This is a genomic window from Salinivibrio kushneri, assembly GCF_005280275.1.
GTDB lineage: Bacteria > Pseudomonadota > Gammaproteobacteria > Enterobacterales > Vibrionaceae > Salinivibrio > Salinivibrio kushneri.
Map to the genome: position 1 here is coordinate 1,578,141 of NZ_CP040021.1, position 20,145 is coordinate 1,598,285.

Annotated in this window: 20 protein-coding genes; 6 read left to right on the plus strand and 14 right to left on the minus strand. The window is 52.5% G+C overall.

Going from position 1 to position 20,145, the window contains the following annotated elements; translation table 11 throughout:
- Window positions 1–1,368, plus strand: a complete 1,368-nt coding sequence (locus FCN78_RS07450) for an ATP-binding protein (RefSeq protein WP_077658714.1) — start codon at window positions 1–3, stop codon at window positions 1,366–1,368.
- 183 nt (window positions 1,369–1,551) lie between these two features.
- On the opposite strand, the gene pgsA is transcribed toward FCN78_RS07450, so the two are convergent.
- The 4 genes from pgsA to FCN78_RS07470 all read right to left on the minus strand — a co-directional run bounded on the left by pgsA (window position 1,552) and on the right by FCN78_RS07470 (window position 6,402).
- The gene (gene pgsA / locus FCN78_RS07455) at window positions 1,552–2,112 is read right to left on the minus strand and encodes a CDP-diacylglycerol--glycerol-3-phosphate 3-phosphatidyltransferase (protein WP_069362736.1); all 561 of its coding nucleotides are present in this window, start codon (window positions 2,110–2,112) and stop codon (window positions 1,552–1,554) included.
- A gap of 49 nt (window positions 2,113–2,161) precedes the next feature.
- The gene (gene uvrC, locus FCN78_RS07460) at window positions 2,162–3,994 is read right to left on the minus strand and encodes an excinuclease ABC subunit UvrC (RefSeq protein ID WP_077658715.1); all 1,833 of its coding nucleotides are present in this window, start codon (window positions 3,992–3,994) and stop codon (window positions 2,162–2,164) included.
- A gap of 29 nt (window positions 3,995–4,023) precedes the next feature.
- Window positions 4,024–4,668 (minus strand): UvrY/SirA/GacA family response regulator transcription factor, encoded by a 645-nt coding sequence (gene uvrY, locus FCN78_RS07465; RefSeq protein WP_046073101.1) that lies wholly within the window; start codon window positions 4,666–4,668, stop codon window positions 4,024–4,026.
- A 285-nt stretch (window positions 4,669–4,953) separates the two neighbouring features.
- Window positions 4,954–6,402 (minus strand): NAD-dependent succinate-semialdehyde dehydrogenase, encoded by a 1,449-nt coding sequence (locus FCN78_RS07470; protein WP_077658716.1) that lies wholly within the window; start codon window positions 6,400–6,402, stop codon window positions 4,954–4,956.
- 224 nt (window positions 6,403–6,626) lie between these two features.
- On the opposite strand from FCN78_RS07470, the gene FCN78_RS07475 reads away from it, so the two are divergent.
- Complete coding sequence (locus FCN78_RS07475) at window positions 6,627–7,763, plus strand: M14 family metallopeptidase (RefSeq protein ID WP_077658717.1); 1,137 nt, start codon at window positions 6,627–6,629, stop codon at window positions 7,761–7,763.
- A gap of 139 nt (window positions 7,764–7,902) precedes the next feature.
- Window positions 7,903–8,334, plus strand: a complete 432-nt coding sequence (gene trxC / locus FCN78_RS07480) for a thioredoxin TrxC (protein WP_069362733.1) — start codon at window positions 7,903–7,905, stop codon at window positions 8,332–8,334.
- A 34-nt stretch (window positions 8,335–8,368) separates the two neighbouring features.
- Here trxC and FCN78_RS07485 read toward each other — a convergent pair whose 3' ends face one another.
- Entirely contained in the window at window positions 8,369–8,818 is a 450-nt protein-coding gene (locus FCN78_RS07485; protein ID WP_077658718.1) for an Lrp/AsnC family transcriptional regulator, read from the minus strand.
- A 147-nt stretch (window positions 8,819–8,965) separates the two neighbouring features.
- Between FCN78_RS07485 and FCN78_RS07490 the strand changes: the two genes are divergently transcribed.
- Window positions 8,966–9,889: a DMT family transporter gene (locus tag FCN78_RS07490; protein WP_077658719.1), complete on the plus strand. Its 924-nt coding sequence runs from the start codon at window positions 8,966–8,968 to the stop codon at window positions 9,887–9,889.
- Between the two features lie 28 nt (window positions 9,890–9,917).
- Here the strand turns inward: FCN78_RS07490 and htpX are convergent, their stop codons facing one another.
- The gene (htpX, locus tag FCN78_RS07495) at window positions 9,918–10,796 is read right to left on the minus strand and encodes a protease HtpX (protein ID WP_069362730.1); all 879 of its coding nucleotides are present in this window, start codon (window positions 10,794–10,796) and stop codon (window positions 9,918–9,920) included.
- Window positions 10,797–11,293: 497 nt separating this feature from the next.
- On the opposite strand from htpX, the gene FCN78_RS15840 reads away from it, so the two are divergent.
- On the plus strand, window positions 11,294–11,467 hold the full coding sequence (locus FCN78_RS15840) for a hypothetical protein (RefSeq protein ID WP_167483329.1): 174 nt from the start codon (window positions 11,294–11,296) through the stop codon (window positions 11,465–11,467).
- A gap of 82 nt (window positions 11,468–11,549) precedes the next feature.
- On the opposite strand, the gene bioD is transcribed toward FCN78_RS15840, so the two are convergent.
- Genes bioD through bioB form a run of 4 tightly spaced genes read right to left on the minus strand, consistent with a single transcriptional unit; the run spans window position 11,550 to window position 15,280 of the window.
- Window positions 11,550–12,224, minus strand: a complete 675-nt coding sequence (bioD, locus tag FCN78_RS07500) for a dethiobiotin synthase (protein WP_077648925.1) — start codon at window positions 12,222–12,224, stop codon at window positions 11,550–11,552.
- Window positions 12,217–13,011, minus strand: a complete 795-nt coding sequence (bioC, locus tag FCN78_RS07505) for a malonyl-ACP O-methyltransferase BioC (RefSeq protein ID WP_077658720.1) — start codon at window positions 13,009–13,011, stop codon at window positions 12,217–12,219. The genes bioD and bioC overlap by 8 nt, the downstream gene beginning before the upstream one ends.
- Window positions 13,008–14,222 carry an aminotransferase class I/II-fold pyridoxal phosphate-dependent enzyme gene (locus tag FCN78_RS07510; RefSeq protein ID WP_077658721.1) on the minus strand — a complete coding sequence of 405 codons (1,215 nt, stop codon included), beginning with the start codon at window positions 14,220–14,222 and terminating at the stop codon, window positions 13,008–13,010. Before FCN78_RS07510 ends, bioC begins: the two co-directional genes overlap by 4 nt.
- Window positions 14,223–14,227: 5 nt before the next feature.
- Window positions 14,228–15,280: a biotin synthase BioB gene (gene bioB, locus FCN78_RS07515; protein WP_077658722.1), complete on the minus strand. Its 1,053-nt coding sequence runs from the start codon at window positions 15,278–15,280 to the stop codon at window positions 14,228–14,230.
- Window positions 15,281–15,382: 102 nt separating this feature from the next.
- Here bioB and bioA point away from each other — a divergent pair, with 102 nt between their 5' ends.
- Complete coding sequence (gene bioA, locus FCN78_RS07520) at window positions 15,383–16,663, plus strand: adenosylmethionine--8-amino-7-oxononanoate transaminase (protein WP_077658723.1); 1,281 nt, start codon at window positions 15,383–15,385, stop codon at window positions 16,661–16,663.
- A gap of 83 nt (window positions 16,664–16,746) precedes the next feature.
- On the opposite strand, the gene FCN78_RS07525 is transcribed toward bioA, so the two are convergent.
- The 4 genes from FCN78_RS07525 to FCN78_RS07540 form a co-directional block, all read right to left on the minus strand.
- Entirely contained in the window at window positions 16,747–17,172 is a 426-nt protein-coding gene (locus FCN78_RS07525) for a VOC family protein (RefSeq protein ID WP_235607527.1), read from the minus strand.
- A gap of 128 nt (window positions 17,173–17,300) precedes the next feature.
- Entirely contained in the window at window positions 17,301–17,843 is a 543-nt protein-coding gene (locus tag FCN78_RS07530) for a GNAT family N-acetyltransferase (protein ID WP_077658725.1), read from the minus strand.
- Complete coding sequence (locus FCN78_RS07535; protein WP_077658726.1) at window positions 17,840–19,054, minus strand: multidrug effflux MFS transporter; 1,215 nt, start codon at window positions 19,052–19,054, stop codon at window positions 17,840–17,842. Before FCN78_RS07535 ends, FCN78_RS07530 begins: the two co-directional genes overlap by 4 nt.
- 174 nt (window positions 19,055–19,228) lie before the next feature.
- Window positions 19,229–20,026, minus strand: a complete 798-nt coding sequence (locus tag FCN78_RS07540; RefSeq protein ID WP_077658727.1) for a MetQ/NlpA family ABC transporter substrate-binding protein — start codon at window positions 20,024–20,026, stop codon at window positions 19,229–19,231.
- Window positions 20,027–20,145 lie beyond the last annotated feature (119 nt).

A 20,145-nucleotide genomic window follows, 5' to 3' on the forward strand; every position in this document is an offset into this window, starting at 1 on the left:
ATGAAACTAGGCCAATTTACCCTTTGCCAATGTCGCCCTCGACTGCGCACCCGCGTGCTCGCTACCTCGATTGGCATTATTCTGCTTTTCTCGATTGCGCTCGCGGCCTTGATTAATAAGCTGTATCAGCAAAATTCAATGGCGGCTTACTCGCGCGATCTGGCCTCACAAATTCCGATGGTGATGGCGCAGCTCAGTAAAGACGGGCTGATCCGCGCTGACCAGCTGACCGCTTGGATCCAATCGCTTGACCCGTCCAGCAGCGATTATATGTCGGTGCTATGTACGCCCGATAATCACACGCTGTGGACCTCGCGCGATGTGCAAGCGTTTAATATCGACGATATCTGCACGCTGATCCCTAACGAAGCGAAAAAGCCGCAGTATCTTTCCATTGCTGGCTTTAACGTGGTGGCGCAGCGACTTTCATCAGAAAAACAACCCGGTGAAAGCGAAAACCGGCTGTTTGTGCTGCGCAACGTCGACAAACAAAAACAGCAGTTAGCCGATCTAGAAGCGGAGACGTGGTTTTACATCAGCTTACTGTTTGTCTCGGCGTCGGCACTCGTGGTTGCTGCGTGTCATTGGAGCTTTTCCCCACTGCGACGCTTAGCGAGAGAGCTGATCGCGATTACTGAATCACGCCAGCAAACACTGGATAACGATTACCCTGACGAGCTGCAAGATGTCACCCAAGCGCTTAACCGGATGATCACCCAGCGGGAAAAGCAAAAATCCCGTTATCGCCACGCCATGGACGATTTGGCGCACAGCTTAAAAACCCGTTTATCCGCCACCAATGCCCTACTCGATGATAATCATCTGTCGCGCGAGCAGTTGAATAAACGGATTTTGGAGCAGGTCAGCCAGATGGATGACATGGTGCAATATCAGCTCAAACGCGCATTGGTGGGGCAATGTGGACTGAAACGCGAAGATAGCCCACTGACCGCACCGATTGATAGCCTGACGGGCATGTTAGATAAGGCCTATCGCGATAAACCGGTGAAAGTGGTGCGAGCGTTTGATGAAAGCGCCTCTTTACCGGTGCACCGCAGTGATTTGATGGAGTTACTCGGTAACTTGCTGGAAAACGCCTATCGGTTTTGCCTTGAAACCGTGCAAATCCGGCTCGACGATCACGGCGATGTGTGGCAACTGGCGATTGAAGACGATGGCCCCGGGGTACCAGCGCAATATCGGGAAAGCATATTCCAACGTGGCGTACGTGCCGATCAGCTCAACCCTGGCACCGGCATTGGGTTAGCAGTGTGCGATGAAATCATTGCCAGTTACGATGGCAACATCCACGCCAGCGACTCTACGCTGCAAGGCGCGGCCTTTGTTCTGACCATTCCCAAGCGCTAGGCTAGCCGCGCTAAGCTAGCCGCGCTAATCCTAAAGCGCGAAGTCCAGCGATTCGCTTAAGCGCGACGTCAAACAGGCATTTTCTCTTGTTCTGCCACCAGCAGCAAACAAAAACGCAGCCCAATCGTGGCTGCGTTTTTATTGATAGGTCACGGACGCGAATGCGTTTGCTCAGTGCTCGGTTTATTCATCGTCCGGGTCGGCGAGCAAGTCGTCTTTGGCCGCCATCATATATTGATACATCGACCAATAGGTTAAGCCGGTTGCGGCATAGAGCGCGACATAGCCTAACCATTCAATCCACGGCGCGCCATGCCAAAGCAGCATGGTCAGGGCGAACATTTGTGAGCCGGTTTTAAATTTCCCCACCCAAGAGACCGCGACGCTGGCACGTTTGCCGATTTCAGCCATCCACTCGCGCAGAGCTGAAATAATCACCTCACGCGCAATCATGGTTGCCGCGGGAATGGTAATCCAAATAGAGGCGTAGTGCTCGACAATCAGCACCATGGCAATCGCCACCATCACTTTGTCGGCGACGGGATCTAAAAACGCGCCAAAACGGGTCGATTGCTTTAAGCGACGCGCTAAATAACCATCTAACCAATCGGTGGCACCGGCAATCACAAAAATGAGTGCCGCCGCAAATGGTGCCCAGGCATAAGGCAAATAGTAGGCAATAACAAAGACCGGAATAAGCGCAATGCGCAAAAAGGTCAAAATGGTAGGTATATTTAGACGCATGCTCAGCTTTTTATTTTAGGATTAACTGGGTTATGGTGCCCCATTGCCACTAACCTTGCAATGAGGAATGAATTTTCTCTGCCAATGTGGCGCTGATCCCGGGCACCTTGGCGATTTCTTCAACACTGGCGTTTTTCAGCTCTTGAATACCGCCCAAGTATTTCAGTAAGGCCTGGCGACGTTTGGGACCCACGCCATCAATTTGAGTGAGCACACTTTGCTTGCGCGCTTTACCCCGTGCCGCGCGGTGTCCGGCAATCGCATGGTCGTGGCTCTCATCACGAATATGTTGGATAAGGTGCAACGCCGGCGAGTCTGCAGGCAGCGAAAACTCTTCGCCCGAGACCTTAATCAAGGTTTCAAGCCCCGGTTTACGGCTAGTGCCTTTAGCTACACCTAAAATAAGCGGGTTAACCGGCCAGTCGGCGATCAGCGGCTCGAGCACCTCCCAAGCACGGCTGAGCTGGCCTTTACCCCCATCAATCACAATGATATCGGGGATTTTTTCTGGCTCGACTTGCTTGCTATAACGGCGCGTCAGTACCTGCGCCATCGCGGCATAATCATCGCCACCAGTGATCCCCTCAATGTTGTAACGGCGATACTCTTTTTTCAGCGGCCCGTCTTGGTTGAACACCACGCAAGAGGCGACCGTTTTCTCGCCCATGGTGTGGCTGATATCAAAGCACTCCATGCGCTTAACCGGCTCTAAGCCTAAGGTTTCTTGCAGCGCTTGATAGCGATTCTGGATGGTCATCCGATGATTGATTTTGCTGGTCAGGGCGGTGCGCGCATTGGTGTTGGCCAGCTTCAAAAAGCGGGCTCTGGCCCCGCGCGGACGGCTTTGTAGGCGCACATTGCGACCGGCGATTTCACTCAAGGTATTCGACAGCCAGCCCAGATCATCGCCGATATCGTCAGAAATCAAAATATGGCTGGGAATGGTGCGCCCTTCCGCTTGCGCCAAGTAAAACTGGCTGACAAAGCTTGAAACCACTTCACCAGGGTCGGTTTCTGCCGGCATCTTAGGAAAGTGGCTACGACTGCCCAGCACGTTACCCTGACGCAAAAAGAGCACATGAATGCACGCTACCCCGTTTTCTAGTGCAAAGCCGATAACGTCGATGTCATCGTCACTGTCTTGCGAAACAAATTGCTGCTCTTGCACGCGGCGCAACGCTTGGATTTGGTCGCGATACTCCGCCGCCTTCTCAAATTGCAGCTCTTGGCTGGCGGTTTCCATCTTGGTCACCAAGCTGTCGATCACTTCGCGGTCTTTGCCTTGTAAAAACATACGGGCAAAATTGACTTGCTCGGCGTAGTCGTCATCACTAATCAGCCCTGGTACACAAGGGCCGGAGCAGCGACCAATTTGATACATTAAGCAAGGACGGCTGCGGTTGGCATACACCGAGTCTTCACACTGGCGAACCGGAAATATTTTCTGCAATAGGTGCAGGCTTTTGCGCACTGCATTGGCGTCGGGAAAGGGACCAAAGTATTCGCCCTTTTTCTTTTTCGCGCCGCGGTGGATCGCCAGCCGTGGATGCTCGTGAGCACTGAGGTAGATGTAAGGGTAAGACTTATCGTCTCGCAGCAATACATTGTATTTGGGGCGGTGCTGCTTGATCAGGTTGTGCTCGAGGATCAGCGCTTCGGTTTCGGTGTGGGTCACCGTCACCTCTACATCGGCGATGTTCCGCACCAAGGCTTTGGTTTTCTCACTGGAAACCTGCACCCGAAAGTAGCTGGCGAGGCGTTTACTGAGATCTTTAGCCTTACCCACATAGATAATTTCACCCGCGGCGTTCATCATGCGATAAACGCCAGGCTGGTGAGGGACGGTTTTTAGAAAGCTTTTCGCGTCGAAGGTGTTCGGCACTGCGCGGTCTCGTCCTGGATTACTTCGCGTTACAGGGTTTCGGTGTCGAGCATGCCGTGCCTGATAGCAAGGTGGGTCAATTCCACATCGCCATTAATGCCCAACTTGCTGAATAAGCGATAACGGTAACTGTTCACCGTTTTCGGGCTCAGGCTAAGTTGCTCGGAAATGTCGGTAACCTTTTGCCCTTTGGTGATCATTAGCATGATCTGCAATTCACGCTCTGACAGTTCTTTGAAAGGATTATCTGAAGAGGCAGAGAACTGACTGAGTGCCATTTGCTGGGCAATGTCCGGTGAAATATAACGCTGGCCACTATTGACCATGCGGATCGCGTTCACCACTTCATCGGCACCGGCGCCTTTGGTCAAATAACCCGCAGCGCCCGCTTGCATTACCTTAGTCGGGAACGGGTTTTCTGTATGGATCGTGAGCACGATAATCTTGGCGTCCGGCGAGTAACGAAGCAACTTGCGTGTCGCCTCTAACCCACCGATACCTGGCATATTCATGTCCATTAGGACAATATCGGCGTGATTTTGCCGGCACCACTTGAGTGCAGCTTCACCGCTGTCGGCTTCCCCTACCACTTTTATGCCACGAACGTCTTCTAAAAGACGTCGAATCCCTGTGCGAACCAGCTCGTGATCATCTACAAGGAACACATTGATCAAACTTGTATCTCCACTTGGTTTGGTTCGCCAACATGCTGCACCAAGGCAACGGTTGGACTTCTCTTACGCATATTACTTGAGTTTTACCACGGATGAAAAGCCAACAACAGAGCGGATGTGGGCAAATGCAAATATTCATACACTAAGCCGCCAAAAAACAGTCAACCTGCCTGAATTATCACCAATTTGGTGGCGTTAGAGGCAAGTTGACTGCCATAAACCGCGTAAGAACCGCTTTACGTGTCAGTAATTTTTAACACTTGGCGGTACAAACCTCTCACGTTATCAAAGGCCCAAACACAAGTACTTCATTTCTAAATATTCATCGAGTCCCCAATGTGATCCCTCACGGCCAAGGCCCGATTGCTTCACCCCACCAAAGGGCGCGACCGCGGTCGAAATCAGGCCGGTGTTAATCCCCACCATGCCGTATTCCAACGCTTCAGCTACCCGATGCACGCGGCTAATGTCTTTGGCATAAAAGTAAGACGCGAGACCAAATTCGGTATCATTGGCCATGGCGATGGCATCCGCCTCTTCTTCAAAAGAAAATAGCGGGGCCACGGGGCCGAAGGTCTCTTCTTTAGCTATCTGCATCGCTGGGGTCGCGTATTTAATCACCGCCGGTTGGGTGTAGTTTTCTCCCAGCTCTGGGCACGCGCCACCCAGCTCAATCGTAGCGCCTTTTTGCTTGGCATCATCCAGATGGGCATTCACTTTTTCTATTGCCCCTTTGTTAATGAGTGGGCCAATGTCTACACCATCGTCGGTGCCTTTACCCACCTGCAATTGACTCACCGCCTGGATAAACTTTTCTGCAAAGGCTTCATACACGCCCGCTTGCACGTAAATGCGGTTAACACAGACACAGGTTTGCCCAGCATTACGAAACTTCGCCGCGATGGCACCTTCAACCGCGGCATCAATATCGGCATCATCAAACACAATGAAAGGCGCATTGCCGCCTAGCTCTAGCGATAGCTTTTTAATGGTTGGGGCACATTTTTCCATCAGCTGTGCGCCGATTTCGGTGGAGCCGGTAAACGAGAGCTTACGGACGCGTCTGTCGGCGCATAAGGTATCGCCGATGGGGCCCGACGCCCCAGTCACCACACTGATCACCCCAGCTGGCACCCCAGCTCGTAACGCTAACTCCCCTAACGCCAGCGCCGACAATGGCGTATCGCTTGCAGGCTTCACTACCATGGTACACCCTGCCGCCAGGGCGGCTGCCGCTTTACGGGTGATCATCGCCGCCGGAAAGTTCCACGGGGTAATCGCCGCAGTCACACCAATCGGCTGCTTGATCACTGAAATACGCTTGTCCGCTTGCTCCGCGGGAATGGTCGCGCCATACACGCGCTTCGCTTCTTCAGCAAACCACTGTAAAAACGACGCCGCATATTGGATCTCTCCCGACGCTTCTTTCAATGGCTTGCCTTGCTCAGCCGTCATGATCGCGGCGAGGTCGTCTTTATGCTCGAGCATCAGCTCGTACCAGCGATATAGCACGTCAGCCCGCGCTTTGGCGGTTAAATCTCGCCACTCGGGTAACGCCGCATCCGCCGCATCAATGGCGCGGCTGGTTTCCTCCGCCCCCATATTGGGTACCGTCGCCAAGTGCTCTCCGTTCGCAGGATTGGTCACTGCGCGGGTTTGTTGGCTATCGGCATCAACCCATTTGCCGTTAATTAAGGCCTGAGATTTGAGTAACGTCTGATCGTGAAGCTGCATAATGGCTCCTTTTTGTGTTCAAAAGCCTGGAGAATTGGCTGGGATCGAGATAGCACCTTGCCAGCTCACCGTTGGCACGGCAAGATAATCAAAGAGATTCAATCAGCATAAATCCGTCAACGTCCGTTGTCTGCTCAAATAGGCAACAGAAGAAGCGGAAATAACAAAAGGCTTACCCTCAGGTGCAAACACAGCTGGCCTCTCAAACCGATAAAGGATGCTCTATGCGTATTTTTAGCCAGTTCGACAGCGGGAATATTCGCGTTGTTAACGATGACGACATCAACAACATTCAACTTGCCATTCATAACGACAACCAGTCTGAATTTTATCAGTGGTTTCACTTTCGCTTAGAGGCGCAAGTCAATCAGGCTCACACATTGCATATTCAGCAACTGGCAGGCTCGGCCTACCCTGAAGGCTGGCAAGATTATCAAGCCGTCGCCTCATACGACCGTGATACCTGGTTCCGTGTCCCCACCGAATTTGACGGCGACACCCTAACCATTAAAGTCACGCCGCAACATGGTTCGATGTATTTCGCCTACTTCGCGCCGTATAGCTATGAGCGCCACCTGGATTTAATTCACCAAGCGCAGACCTATCCGCAATGTCAGCTAGAAACCCTCGGCCAGACCTTGGACGGGCGCGATATTAGCCTGCTGAAAATCCGCTCAGAGCTCAGTGAGTCTGCGCAACCGAAAACACCGATTTGGCTGATTGCCCGCCAACACCCAGGCGAAACCATGGCGGAATGGTTTATCGAGGGGTTGCTCGACCGATTGCTTGACGACACCGACACCACCGCCCGTGCGCTGTTGGCAAAGGCAGACGTTTACGTGGTGCCGAATATGAACCCCGACGGCAGTGTGCGCGGCCACTTGCGCACCAATGCGGTGGGTGCCAACTTAAACCGCGAGTGGCAAGCCCCCACGCTTGAGCGCAGCCCCGAGGTGTATCATGTTCGTGCGCGTATGGAGCAAACAGGGGTGAAAATGTGCCTCGATATCCACGGAGATGAGGCGATTCCGTATAACTTTGTTGCCGGTTGCGAGGGGATCCCTTCTTACGATGCGCGCATGGCGGATTTAGAGGACAGATTTAAGCGTGCCTTACTCACCGTGACGCCAGAGTTCCAAGACGAGCACGGCTATGACAAAGACGCCCCCGGTAAAGCCAATCTAACCGTGGGCTCGAACTGGATTGGTGAGCGTTTCAACTGCTTGTCGTACACGGTTGAAATGCCGTTTAAAGATCACAATGACCAACCGGATCCAGACTTTGGCTGGTCACCTGCGCGCAGCCAAGCCTTCGGTCGCGATATGCTCAGTGCCATCCTCAAGGTGGTGGACGCACTCTAGCGCGAAATGCATCAATAGCCTGCAATGAAAGCCGGTGCCTTGTCATCGGCTTTTTCTATTTGAGTGATTGATAAATTCAACTGGGGCGAACCGAATTATCCACTTATATTAGGCACAAATAATTCAACAAGGAAACACCATGACAATCTTGACCTCACGCTGCCCTCACTGCCAATCCATGAACCGCATTCCAAGCGAGCGGGTGAATGACGCACCCAAATGCGGCAAGTGTCAGTCTGATGTGCTGGACGGTAAGCCGATTGAAGGTACCAATGATAATTTTAATGCGCTGCTAAATAGCGATGTGCCTGTCGTGGTCGATTTTTGGGCCCCGTGGTGTGGCCCATGCCAAAGCTTCGCGCCTGCTTTTGCGGCAGTGGCCGAGCAAGAAGAAGGCCGCGCACGCTTTGTCAAAATCGATACCGAAGCCCAGCAAGCATTGGCCGCGCAGTATCGTATTCGCAGTATTCCGACCTTGATGGTGTTTAAAAACGGCGAGCGCGTTGACGTACTCAACGGTGCCCTGCCCCAAAATGCCTTTAGCGACTGGTTGAGCCAGCACCTTAGCTAATCGCTAGCCACCCTTGCATGATGATCACGCGGCGCTACACTTTTAGCGCCGCGCCTTGTTTTACCGCGCGGATCGCCACATTGGTATTGATGTCTTTGACCATCGCCAGGGTCTGTAACTGGCGCATAAAGGCTTCATAGTGCGGTAAATCGCGCGTCACCACTTCCAGTAAATAGTCATAAGTCCCTGAGATCACGTGGCCGTTGATCACTTCATCCATGTCTACCAGCGCGTGCTCAAAGGTGACAATCGCCTCTTCTCGGTGATTGCTCAAGCTCACATTGACAAAAAAGGTCATGTTAAGCCCTATCCGCTGGCGGTCGAGCGTAACCTGGTAGGACGCTATCACCCCATCGGCTTCCAACTTCTTAATCCGCCTTGCACAAGGCGAAAACGACAACCCAACGGCATCAGCGATTTCCGCCGTGGTGCGGCGCGCATCGTCTTGTAACAGCGCCAGAATGGCTTTGTCTTTACTGTCCAAATCGCTTCCTTAGTGATTTTTAACAACAAAAAGATAATTAAAGATGATAAACGCCAACATGATGGCAAATCACCCTTTAATTTGCCACCAATCCCTCCTTTGACGCTGCCACACTAACCACATCCATTAACAAGGAAGTGATCAACCATGCCTGCCACCTCTCAACGTTTACTAGGCCTCGCCGCCATGCTTGTCACCGTGACCATTTGGGCGAGCCTGTTTATATCATTACGTCAGGCCAGCCAGTCAGTGTTAACCAGTGGCGATATTGCCCTACTGCGCTTTTTGCCTGCCGCCCTCCTATTTGGTTGGTTGAGCCGTCATCGGGTACGCCATATTGTCTCCGTGCCCAAACGTTATCTGTTTGCGATTGCCTTTGGCGCAGGCTTACCGTTTTATCTGCTCGCCGCCACAGGTATGCAGTTTGCCCCTGTCGCCGATGGCGCCTCGTTAATTCCCGGGATCTTGCCACTGTTTGTCTCTGCGATTGCTTGGGGCGTTTATGGCGAGTCGCTGTCGGTGGGACGGCGGTTAGGCATCGGGCTGATCGTGATCGGCATAGGTGCGTTTTTATGGCATTCGCTGTTCTTCTCACCGTGGAGCGTCACGCAAGGCCATTTTATTTTGCTCGCAGCCAGTATCAGCTGGGCATGGTTTACCATTGGCGTACGTGTGACAGGATTGAATGCCGCAGAAGCCGGCGCGGTATTAGCGATTTCGGCTGTCTTGCTGCTGCCGGTGGGCGCAATCAGTGGCCTTATCTCGTTTAACCTGCTCCAAGCACCTCTTGGCGAGCTGGGCTATCATGTGCTGGCGCAAGGCTTGGGCGTGGGGATCATCGCCAACTACAGCTATGCTTTTGCCATTCGCCGTTTAGGTGCAGAAATGAGTGCCGCAATAGGCGCATTCACGCCTGTGGTGGCCGCGCTGATCGCCATCCCCGTGTTCTCGGAAACCGTCAGTACACTTACCGTCGTGGCGATGGCGTTGATTGTATTCGGTGCGGTGCTCGCCAGTGAGGGAATAAAGTGGCGACGCACGCAAACAAAAAGCGGCCCGCAGGCCGCTTAATCTGTGATTTTACGTCAAGGCTATCTAGTTAGAGATAGTCGCCACGACGCAAAGCATCGATACGTTTTTCTAGCGGTGGGTGAGTCATAAACAACTCACTCAGCGTTTTCTTACCGTTAATACCAAATGCCATCATTGAGCCTTCCAGCTTCGGCTCATGGCTGACTTTCAAACGCTCCAGCGCGGCAATCATTTTCTGTTTGCCCACCAGCTGCGCCGAGCCTGCATCGGCGTGGAATTCGCGGTGACGACTAAACCACATGGTGAGAATACTCGCCAGAATACCAAACACGATCTCTAGCACGGAGGAGATCAGGAAGTACATCATCCAGTTGCCGCCACCTTCGCCTTCTTCGTCACTGTTCATACCACTGACCGCACCGGCGATGACACGAGCAATAAAGATCACGAAGGTGTTCACCACCCCTTGCATCAAGGTCATGGTGACCATGTCGCCATTAGCAATGTGGCTGATTTCGTGCGCCAGCACGGCTTCGGCTTCATCACGAGTCATGTTTTGTAGTAACCCGCTTGAGACCGCGACTACAGAATCATTGCGTTTTGCCCCAGTGGCAAAGGCGTTGATGTCGGGTGAGTTGTATACCGCCACGGTTGGCATACCAATGCCAGCACGTTGAGCTTGCTGACTGACCGTATTCATTAGCCAGTGCTCGGTTTCGTTGCGTGGGTGCTCAATCACTTGCGCCCCCACCGAGCGTAATGCCATGGATTTTGACATTAGCAACGATATCAACGAGCCGCCAAAACCAAATACCGCTGCCAGTACCAGCAATCCAGATAAGCTGCCTGGTTGCATGCCTGTCACGGCATAAATGATATTCAGCACAATGCTAAATACGACCAGTACCGCAAGGTTGGTAGCAAGAAATAATCCTAAGCGTTTCATGGTGTGTCTCCGTCGCTTAAACCCAGTGTTTAGCGCTTATTTGTTGTAATGATAAAAATAGTATGGGCATTAATGATAAAAACAATCCTTTGATGCAATTTGTTACGAATAAATCCCAGTCGTCGCTTATGGCGCCCGCCCCATCCACTCTCTGCGCCGACCAGTTAGTGTGGCACGTTATTTCGATCTGATCTAAACAAATTGTGATACCGCGCAACCTTGTATTTTTAACAATCTATTCAAACACTTAATAATTAACGAGGCAGAAAAGCCCAACAAAAAAGACAAAAACCTACCAATATAGACTTTGGTCGAGTTGTCATCGCGGTTTACTCAGGCTAATTTATGCGCAGCTGTTTAAAACTATGACGCTGATGCACTGCTTAAACCAATAAAGTAATGGGCAGTCAGCGGTCATATCAAGCATTAAGTGTACAACCACCGCGTGTGGACAACCTAACCTTAACAACGCAACGCGTTATCAATGGAGTGAGACCATGGCAGAGCAAGAAAACTACCGAGTCGCTATCGACATCTTAACCTGTCATCTCGGCATGAGCTTCGATGAGGCCTGCTCAGAGCTTGGGTTAGCGTCGGATGACGCGTCAGCTGCACACCAGATGGCCGAGGTTCAGCAAAGCCTAATGGGTGTGCAAGACGACCAAAAGTAATTGTCTACCCGAACTGCCTACCTAAATAGACAAAAGCCAGCACAGCGCTGGCTTTTTTGATCGCTAGATTTCCGCAACAACTTTACAACGGCGTAATATCTAAGTGGATCGCGCATTGTGCTGGCGAGGCATCGGCAGCAAACGGCAAGTGCCCGAGACAAGGCGCATCTAAATGCGCGTCAAGATAGCGCATCATTTCGTCACTGTGCTGCGCCTTGGGATCAACGGCGTTTGCCACCCATCCAGCTAACGTAAGCCCGCGTGCACGTATGGCCTCTGCGGTGAGTAAAGCATGGTTTAAGCAGCCAAGTTTAATCCCCACTACCATGATCACTGGCAGTTGGTGGGCAACCACCCAATCGGCCAGCGTTTCAGTCTCACTCAGTGGCACTTGCCAGCCTCCAGCCCCTTCTACCAATACCGGGCCAGCCTGCTGTTTTAAATGCGCGAGCCCATCGCTCAACATCTGGGTATCGATGGGCTTGTTGGCTAACACGGCCGCCCAGTGCGGCGAACACGGCGTTTCTAACAACACTGGGTTGATCGCGGCATACGGCAATGCAATCGCACTGGCGCGCTGTAAAGTGACAGCGTCACTATTTAGTTGGTAATCAGGCGCTAAATCGGCACCAGCGGCAACAGGCTTATAACCCACCGCTTGATGGCCCTTTGCGATAAAAGCGTGCAACAGCGCCGCCGTGGTATAGGTTTTTCCCACTTCGGTGTCGGTGCCGGTAATAAAGTAACTGTCATGCATGATGGTGAATCACTATGTAGCCAATTTGATAGGTCGCCGGTAAGGTGTTGGCGGCGAGAGCAAAACGCTGATACGCCTTTTCTACCGCGCTAAACTGCGCTCTTGTCGCCAGCCCTTGCGGCCCCGCCCCTTGCGGGCGATAGGTGGCGCCAATGCCTTTTAAACTTTTCATCACCGCATGGGCATTGGCAAAGGTCAGCTGTTCGCTTTCTTGCAACACGGTTGCGTGCATCAGTCCGGCGCGTTGGGTCGCCTGCTGTAATCCAGATAACGTGATAAAGCGGTTCACCCGTGACGTGCCGCATGCTTGTTGCCACGCGCTATCGAGTTCACACAAGGATCCGTTGAGCAGTGTTGAAACAAGGATTTGCCCGCCGGGTTTAACGACCCGACTCAGCTCCGCCAATGGCACATGCAAATCGTCGCACCATTGCAGTGCTAACGAGCTAAACGCCAGATCGACACTGTTATCAGCCAGCGGCAAATGCTCCGCATCAGCTTGTACGCCTAGCATGGCATCGCCGCAGCGCGCTTTTGCCGTTGCAAGCATAGGAGCGCTGAGATCCAGTCCAACCACTGTCTTAGCGTGAGTCATCCACTGCTGGGTGAAATAGCCGGTGCCACAGCCGACATCTAAGACGGTACTGAGATGGATAGCCTTTTGCTCTGACTCAGCCAATGCCATTAACCGATGGCCGACACGGCGCTGCAGCGTCGCACTGTCGTCATAATGGGGTGCGGCTCGGCCAAACGCTCTGGCAATCGCTTGTTTATCGGCGACGGTCATGGCGTCACCTCGCACGCTTTGTCACATGCTAATACCGGCTTCAGCGCCTCAATCAGTGCGGTGATATCTGTTTTTTGATGCTGTGCCGACAAGCTGATCCGCAGACGTGCAGTGTTGGCAGGTACAGTCGGTGGCCGAATCGCTCCTACTCGAATGTGCGCCTTCATCAAGGCGTGATTCACCTGCTGTAACGCTGCCAAATCACCGATAATCAGCGGCTTGATAGGGCTAGGCGTCGCGAGCAATTGCGGCAAGGATTGAGTATTTATAGCGTGCGGTTCGCAAGCAGACGTCGTCTCTAACCAGTCGTGGAGGCCTTGCGCTAGCTGTTCGGCATGGGCGCTGAGTGTTTCTCGCCGCCAGTGCTCTGTTCGTGCCAGCCTAATCGTATCTTCAATGAGTGCCGCTTGCGCGGGTGGCATAGCCGTCGAGTACACATAATGGCGAGCGAACTGGCGTAAATAGTCAATGATGGTGGGAGAAGCCAACACTGCCGCGCCGGCGACGCCCAAGGCTTTTCCAAACGTCACGATTAAAATATCCGGCCGCGCGCCACGACTGATACTGCCCTCGCCTTCTTGCCCTAACACACCAATCCCATGCGCGTCATCCAGAGCCCAGAGCGCCCCCGATTGGTTAGCAATCGTGGCAAGACTTTCGGTTGGCGACACATCGCCATCCATGCTAAATACCCCTTCCGAGACAATCAGCGATGCGGAAGGCTGGGTTTGCTTCGCGAGCAATTGGCGAAGGTGTGCCATGTCGTTATGACGAAACCGCCGCTGCGTGGCAGGGCTCAATACGCCGGCCTCAATCAAGGAGGCGTGGTTGAGTTTGTCTTGAAACAAGGCATCGTCTTTACCTAACAGTGTAAACAGCAACGCCTGATTGGCAGCAAAACCACTGTTAAACAGTATCGCTTGCGGGTAACCGAGCCAGTCACACAGCTGATCACAAAGGGATTGATGCGCGGCGGTAAAACCAGATACCACCGGTGAAGCCGTTGCGCCCACGCCCCAGCGTTCGAGGTGCTGCTGCGCCTTTTTGACCAATCGCGGATCTTGCGCGAGGCCTAAGTAATCATTACCGGCAAAGTTGCGCCATGACTCGGCGACGGCATTGTCACCACTTTGTCGCCACAGGCCTTGTTGCTGGCGTACGGTCAGCTCGTCCTGATAACGACGGGTCAGCGCTGATCTTGTATCAGTCATCGTGCTTAGACACTGGCATCGTAGAACAAATCGCCCTCTTGCGGGCGCGATGCCACTCGCTCAGCCACTTGCTCAAGTAAGTCGTGCTCAGTGACTTGATCGGGCTTTTGGCTGACCGCTTCGCGATTAATACCCAGCTTTTTAAATAGCTGCATGTCCGCGTCTTCGTCAGGGTTTGGTGTGGTCAACAGCTTGCAGCCATAGAATATCGAGTTCGCGCCCGCCATAAAGCACAAGGTTTGCATTTGCTCGTTCATGTCTTCGCGTCCGGCAGACAGCCGCACTGCCGATTTGGGCATCATGATCCGCGCCACCGCGATAATGCGGACAAAATCGAACGGGTCGACGTCATCAACGTTCTCAAGCGGTGTGCCTTTCACTTTAACCAGCATATTGATCGGCACGCTTTCTGGGTGAGCAGGCATATTGGCCAGTTCAACCAGCAAACCCGCGCGATCGCGAGCACTTTCGCCCAGGCCAATAATGCCGCCAGAACACACCTTCATTCCCGCGTCTCGCACATTAGATAAGGTATCGAGGCGTTCTTGATATGTCCGCGTGGTAATAATGTTGCCGTAAAACTCGGGCGAGGTATCGAGATTGTGGTTGTAGTAATCCAAACCCGCCTCCGACAAGGTTTTGGCTTGCTCGGCATCCAACATGCCCAATGTCATGCAGGTTTCCAACCCTAATCCTTTGACGCCTTGGATCATACCGAGCAAATACGGCATATCGCGTTGCTTGGGGTTTTTCCACGCCGCCCCCATGCAAAAGCGCGTCGCGCCTGAGGCTTTGGCTTTTTCTGCCGCTTCGAGCACGCGTTCCACTTCCATTAAGCGCTCTTTCTCAACATCGGTGCGATACCGCGCACTTTGCGGACAATACTTGCAGTCTTCTGGACACGCGCCAGTTTTGATCGATAACAGCGTGCTGACTTGCACTTGATTGGCAGGATGATATTCACGATGCACTTGCTGCGCGTCAAACAGCAAATCCATGAAGGGTTTATCGAACAATGCTTGCACTTCCTGTGCGGTCCAGTTGTGTCTTATTTCCACGCGGTTTTCCCCGTTGTTGTCGTTTTAATGCTTGGCTAGTCTACCCACAGACGTTAACCTGTCAACACAACAAAATCACACTGGTTTACATCTGATTTATTTATGAGCACAAACACCCATTTTGACCGTGAACATATCTGGCACCCCTACACCTCAACGCTCGACCCTTTGCCTTGCTTACCTGTCTCACACGCAAGCGGCGCCGAGCTACATCTTGAAGATGGCACCGTTCTGATTGATGGCATGTCATCATGGTGGGCAGCCATTCACGGCTACAACCACCCTGCTTTAAACGCCGCAGCGCATCAGCAAATCGATAACATGTCGCATGTGATGTTTGGCGGTCTCACCCACCAGCCCGCGGTATCGCTTTGCGAGCGCTTGGTCGCGCATTCACCTGCGCCGCTCACGCAAGTGTTTTTGGCCGATTCAGGATCGGTATCAGTCGAAGTGGCGCTTAAAATGGCGATGCAATATTGGCAGGGACGCGGCGAGTCGCGCGCACAGTTTTTGACCTTGCGTCATGGCTATCATGGCGACACGTTCGCCGCCATGTCGGTGACGGATCCTGATAATTCGATGCACAAACTCTACAAAGGGTTTCTGCCCCAGCATTATTTTGTGCCGTCGCCACAAAGCCGCTTTGACGGTGAGTGGAACCCTAACGACATACAGCCTATGCGCGACGCACTCGCCGCCCATCACGGCCAACTGGCCGCGGTGATCTTAGAGCCCATCGTGCAAGGGGCAGGTGGAATGCGCTTTTATCATCCCGAATACCTGCGTCAAGTGCGCGCTCTGTGCGATGAATTTGACGTACTGTTAATAGTGGATGAAATCGCGACTGGCTTTGGCCGAACAGGGAAACTATTTGCCTGCGACCACGCGGGGATCAGCCCTGATATACTCTGCGTCGGTAAAGCACTGACCGGTGGCTACATGACCTTGGCCGCCACGCTAACCACCCGTCATGTGGCCGATACCGTCTGCAGCGGTGATGCAGGCTGTTTTATGCACGGTCCCACCTTTATGGGCAATCCACTCGCGTGTGCCGTGGCCTGCGCCAGCATTGATACCTTGCTAGAAAGTGACTGGCCGCAGACGGTTGCGCACATCGAGCAACAGCTGAAAACTGGCTTAGCGCCTGCTCGCGCATTGGAATCTGTGGCGGACGTGCGTGTGCTTGGCGCAATTGGCGTGATAGAACTGACCGATCCGGTGAATCTGGCCGATATCCAGCCCTTGATGACCGCCCAAGGCATTTGGGTTCGCCCGTTCGGCAAACTGGTATATGTGATGCCACCTTATTGCATCCGCGACGACCAACTCCACCAACTCACCCAAGGCATGATCACCGCAATTAAGCAGTTTTTTGGTGAGTAGAGAGCCGATAACGCACACACCGCCCCGTTGAAGATGGGGCGGTTTTTTTCTTTCTGGGAAAGCGAGCGGTGCGGCTTTGTGCGTTACTCGTAGAGGTATCTTTCTTCAGTTTTGTCGGATGAGTAAGCGACCAATTCCCACTCAAAACCGGCTTTATCATAGAAGTACATCCGCTTGCGGTGGGTTTCGTGCGCCATTGAGCCATTGGGTTGATAACCTTGTTCAAGCAGGCGTTCGCGGATGGTATCGATGTCATCAATGATCAGACCAATATGATTCACGCCTTGAGATTTATAGGTACTGCGTGGCTGTATGCTGGGCTCTGAACTTGGGTTGGGCTCTTGCAGTGCAAAGTAGCAGTGCTCATTGCCCACATGCACCCAACGATATCCTTTTGGCGATTGGGCATCTTGGCGAATTTTAAAATCGGGGACAGCCACCGCCAAAAACGCTAACGCCGCATCCATGTCTACCACAGTCATATTTACGTGTTCGATTGTTGTCATCATTCATTCCCTTTATCCGTGCTATCGAAAACTGAGCTTGGAAAGCTAACATCGAGAGCAAGGATAAAACCTCAATATAACTTGAGGTCAACGAACAAAAACAAAATCAGTAGTCTGGGGAAACACTTAAATCATGCTGCGGTATAGGTGTAGATCCAGTCGTCGTAACAAACACCGCCAATTGCAAAGGCATCGGGGTCAATACGACTGAGTTGAAACCATACCTTTTCTAGCACACGCGCAGAGGCAAGATTGCCAGCGGTCACCGTCGCATTGATGATTCGCGCACCAACACGATGGATGGCAAAATCGGTGACGGCCTGCAAAGACTCAGTCCCATAACCACGCCCGTGATAAGGCGGCAACAGTAAATAGCCGACTTCAGCAACATCCTGCTCAAGCAAAAAGCCGGTGACGCCGATTGGCGTTTGCGTCGCCGTCTCTACGATTACCAAACACAACCAATGCTTAGCGTCAGGAGACCAGGGCGTAAGCCGTTGCTCAAATCGGGTTTCAATCTCATCCAGTGGCATAGGATCAAAACATTGCGCAATCACGGCATTGTCTGTGTGTAGGCGGTGGAACAACGGCCAGTCCGCTTTGATCATTGGCCGCATGCTCAGGCGTGGGGTTGTCAACGGAAACAGGCCCGCTTCCAGTGTTGTATTTGTCATGATGCCTCACTCGGGGTACTGGCCACGTTGACTTTCGGTGCCGCAAAACCGCGGAAGATATTGTGTACGGAAAGCAGCGCGCACACACCCACTACCACACCAAGGTGCCATGCTTCGCTAACGCCCAAGCTCAATAGCGCCATGCTCATCAACGCAGAAATAATCATCTGTCCGCCACCGGAGAGCGCAGCGACGGTACCGGCTTGGTTAGAGTAAGGCTGCATCACCTGCGACTGGGCGCACGGCAACGCAATCCCGTTGCCAAATACCATAAAGAACTGCCCGATCATCAGCAATAAAGGGTCCATCGGAGTCAGCCATAACCAAACCGCAGAGGTGAGCTGCATCATCGGTGCCATCAGTAGCATGCGCTTAGTACCCAAACGCGGGCGAATGCGCGACACTAGCGTACTACCTAGCAATAAGCCACACGTGGGAATAAGCGCCCACAGCGCATATTGATCCGAGGTCATCCCGATGCGCTCTTGCATTAAAAACGGCATCAGCGACACCGTGGTGATCACCAAGGTAAAGTTCAGCCAGCTAATACTGGCGAAATAGAGAAAGTATGGTGTTTTTAGCAGTGCGCCATAGCGGCCAAGTATCACCTTCACATTGGGCAAGGGTGAACGGGCGTGCATGCTCTCTTTGAACAGAAAAAACAGCACGCACCACACCAAGCTGGTGTACACCATCAGCAAAATAAAGATCGCCAGCCAGCCTAGATTATGGTTAACGAACCCGCCAATAACGGGCGCCACGATGGGCGTGAACGACGCCACCATAATCAAATACGACATCGCTTGCGGCAGTTGATCCCCCGAATACGAGTCACGCGTAAAGGCGCGTGAGAGCACGGCACAGCAGCCGGTTCCCATTCCTTGAATACAGCGGCCAATGACCAACCCCGTGAAACTGGCGCTAAAGCTCACCATCACGGTTAAGCCAATCAAAGAGAGTAATACACCGGCTAACAATACACGGCGACGACCAAGCGCATCTGAGATAGGCCCATAAATAAACTGTGATGGCCCGAACCCGAGTAGATAGGCAGAGATCAGTAGCTGGACATTGTCCATACTGAGGTTGAAATCACGAGCTATCCAGGGCAAAGACGGGAATACTAAGCCCATGCTGAATTGCCCAATACTGACGGTCAGGCATGCCAGCAATACGGGCGACCAATTAAATGGGCGACTAGCCGATTGCATCCAGTTTCCTATGCGTTTTAGTGATGTGGGGAGGTAGACGTCGCGATCCTAGCACATCGTGGATCACCGATAGATCACTATGGTAACAGTAATAACTGTATGAGTGGTAAACAAATAGTGACGTTTGGCTATCGGCCAGCATTGCACTGACCGATTATATGGGGTGACGGTGATTTAGAATGCTGGCTCTATGGTGCCATTGAAGGTGTCTTGCAAAAATTGACGTGTTTTGTCGGACTGGAATAACGCGAGTAATCGCTGATACGTCGGGTTATCTTGGTCATCTTTGCGCGCGGCCACTACCATCACCGCGAGAGGCGCATTTTTGGATTCCAAGAAAATGCCCTGCTCGCTCGGATCAAGCCCGGATGACATCACATAGTTCATAGTGATCGCCGCGGCATCGACATCTTGTAAGCTGCGCGGTAGTTGTGCGGCCTCGACTTCAACAAATTCGAGCTGTTTAGGGTTGGATTGAACGTCCTGAAGCGTGGCTTTAAAGCCAACATTGTCAGCCAACGTAATCAACCCTGCGTCTTCCAGCAATAACAGCGCGCGACCGGCATTAGTCGGATCATTGGGGATCGCAATTTGTGCGCCATTTGCTAACGCCTCAATATCGTCGACTTTGTCAGAATAAATCCCCATTCGCATTAAAATTGAACGACCAATCGATACCAACTCGCTATCGTGGTTTTGGTTGAAATTGTCGAGAAACGGCTGATGCTGATAACTATTTAAATCCAAGCTGCCATCCGCTAAGCCTGCATTAGGCGAGATATAGTCGGAGAACTCCACGACCTCAACATCAATTCCCTCCTCTTTCGCTTGCTTAGCCACCGACTCAACCACTTGCGCGTGGGGACCTACCGTCGCGCCAATTTTAATCGTTTCATTCTCCTCAGCGCATCCTGAGAGCAATACCGCGACGAGCAGTGACGCGAGACTGACACCAAGTTGTTTTATCTTCATTCCCTTTACCTTTTTTGACCGGCCATTTAGACGTCCAGAATGCCACAGCAGCAATCAATGTCAATATGATTAGCGCCATCCAAAGCCTATCTTGATCGCATGCGCCCCACGACGCGTAG

Bases quoted from the DNA above. Each gene is read 5' to 3' on its own strand.
- FCN78_RS07450 (WP_077658714.1), top strand. From the start codon at position 1: ATGAAACTAGGCCAATTTACCCTTTGCCAATGTCGCCCTCGACTGCGC.
- pgsA (WP_069362736.1), bottom strand. From the start codon at position 2,112: ATGCGTCTAAATATACCTACCATTTTGACCTTTTTGCGCATTGCGCTT.
- FCN78_RS07470 (WP_077658716.1), bottom strand. From the start codon at position 6,402: ATGCAGCTTCACGATCAGACGTTACTCAAATCTCAGGCCTTAATTAAC.
- FCN78_RS07475 (WP_077658717.1), top strand. From the start codon at position 6,627: ATGCGTATTTTTAGCCAGTTCGACAGCGGGAATATTCGCGTTGTTAAC.
- trxC (WP_069362733.1), top strand. From the start codon at position 7,903: ATGACAATCTTGACCTCACGCTGCCCTCACTGCCAATCCATGAACCGC.
- FCN78_RS07490 (WP_077658719.1), top strand. From the start codon at position 8,966: ATGCCTGCCACCTCTCAACGTTTACTAGGCCTCGCCGCCATGCTTGTC.
- htpX (WP_069362730.1), bottom strand. From the start codon at position 10,796: ATGAAACGCTTAGGATTATTTCTTGCTACCAACCTTGCGGTACTGGTC.
- FCN78_RS15840 (WP_167483329.1), top strand. From the start codon at position 11,294: ATGGCAGAGCAAGAAAACTACCGAGTCGCTATCGACATCTTAACCTGT.
- bioD (WP_077648925.1), bottom strand. From the start codon at position 12,224: ATGCATGACAGTTACTTTATTACCGGCACCGACACCGAAGTGGGAAAA.
- bioC (WP_077658720.1), bottom strand. From the start codon at position 13,011: ATGACCGTCGCCGATAAACAAGCGATTGCCAGAGCGTTTGGCCGAGCC.
- FCN78_RS07510 (WP_077658721.1), bottom strand. From the start codon at position 14,222: ATGACTGATACAAGATCAGCGCTGACCCGTCGTTATCAGGACGAGCTG.
- bioA (WP_077658723.1), top strand. From the start codon at position 15,383: ATGAGCACAAACACCCATTTTGACCGTGAACATATCTGGCACCCCTAC.
- FCN78_RS07525 (WP_235607527.1), bottom strand. From the start codon at position 17,172: ATGATGACAACAATCGAACACGTAAATATGACTGTGGTAGACATGGAT.
- FCN78_RS07530 (WP_077658725.1), bottom strand. From the start codon at position 17,843: ATGACAAATACAACACTGGAAGCGGGCCTGTTTCCGTTGACAACCCCA.
- FCN78_RS07535 (WP_077658726.1), bottom strand. From the start codon at position 19,054: ATGCAATCGGCTAGTCGCCCATTTAATTGGTCGCCCGTATTGCTGGCA.
- FCN78_RS07540 (WP_077658727.1), bottom strand. From the start codon at position 20,026: ATGAAGATAAAACAACTTGGTGTCAGTCTCGCGTCACTGCTCGTCGCG.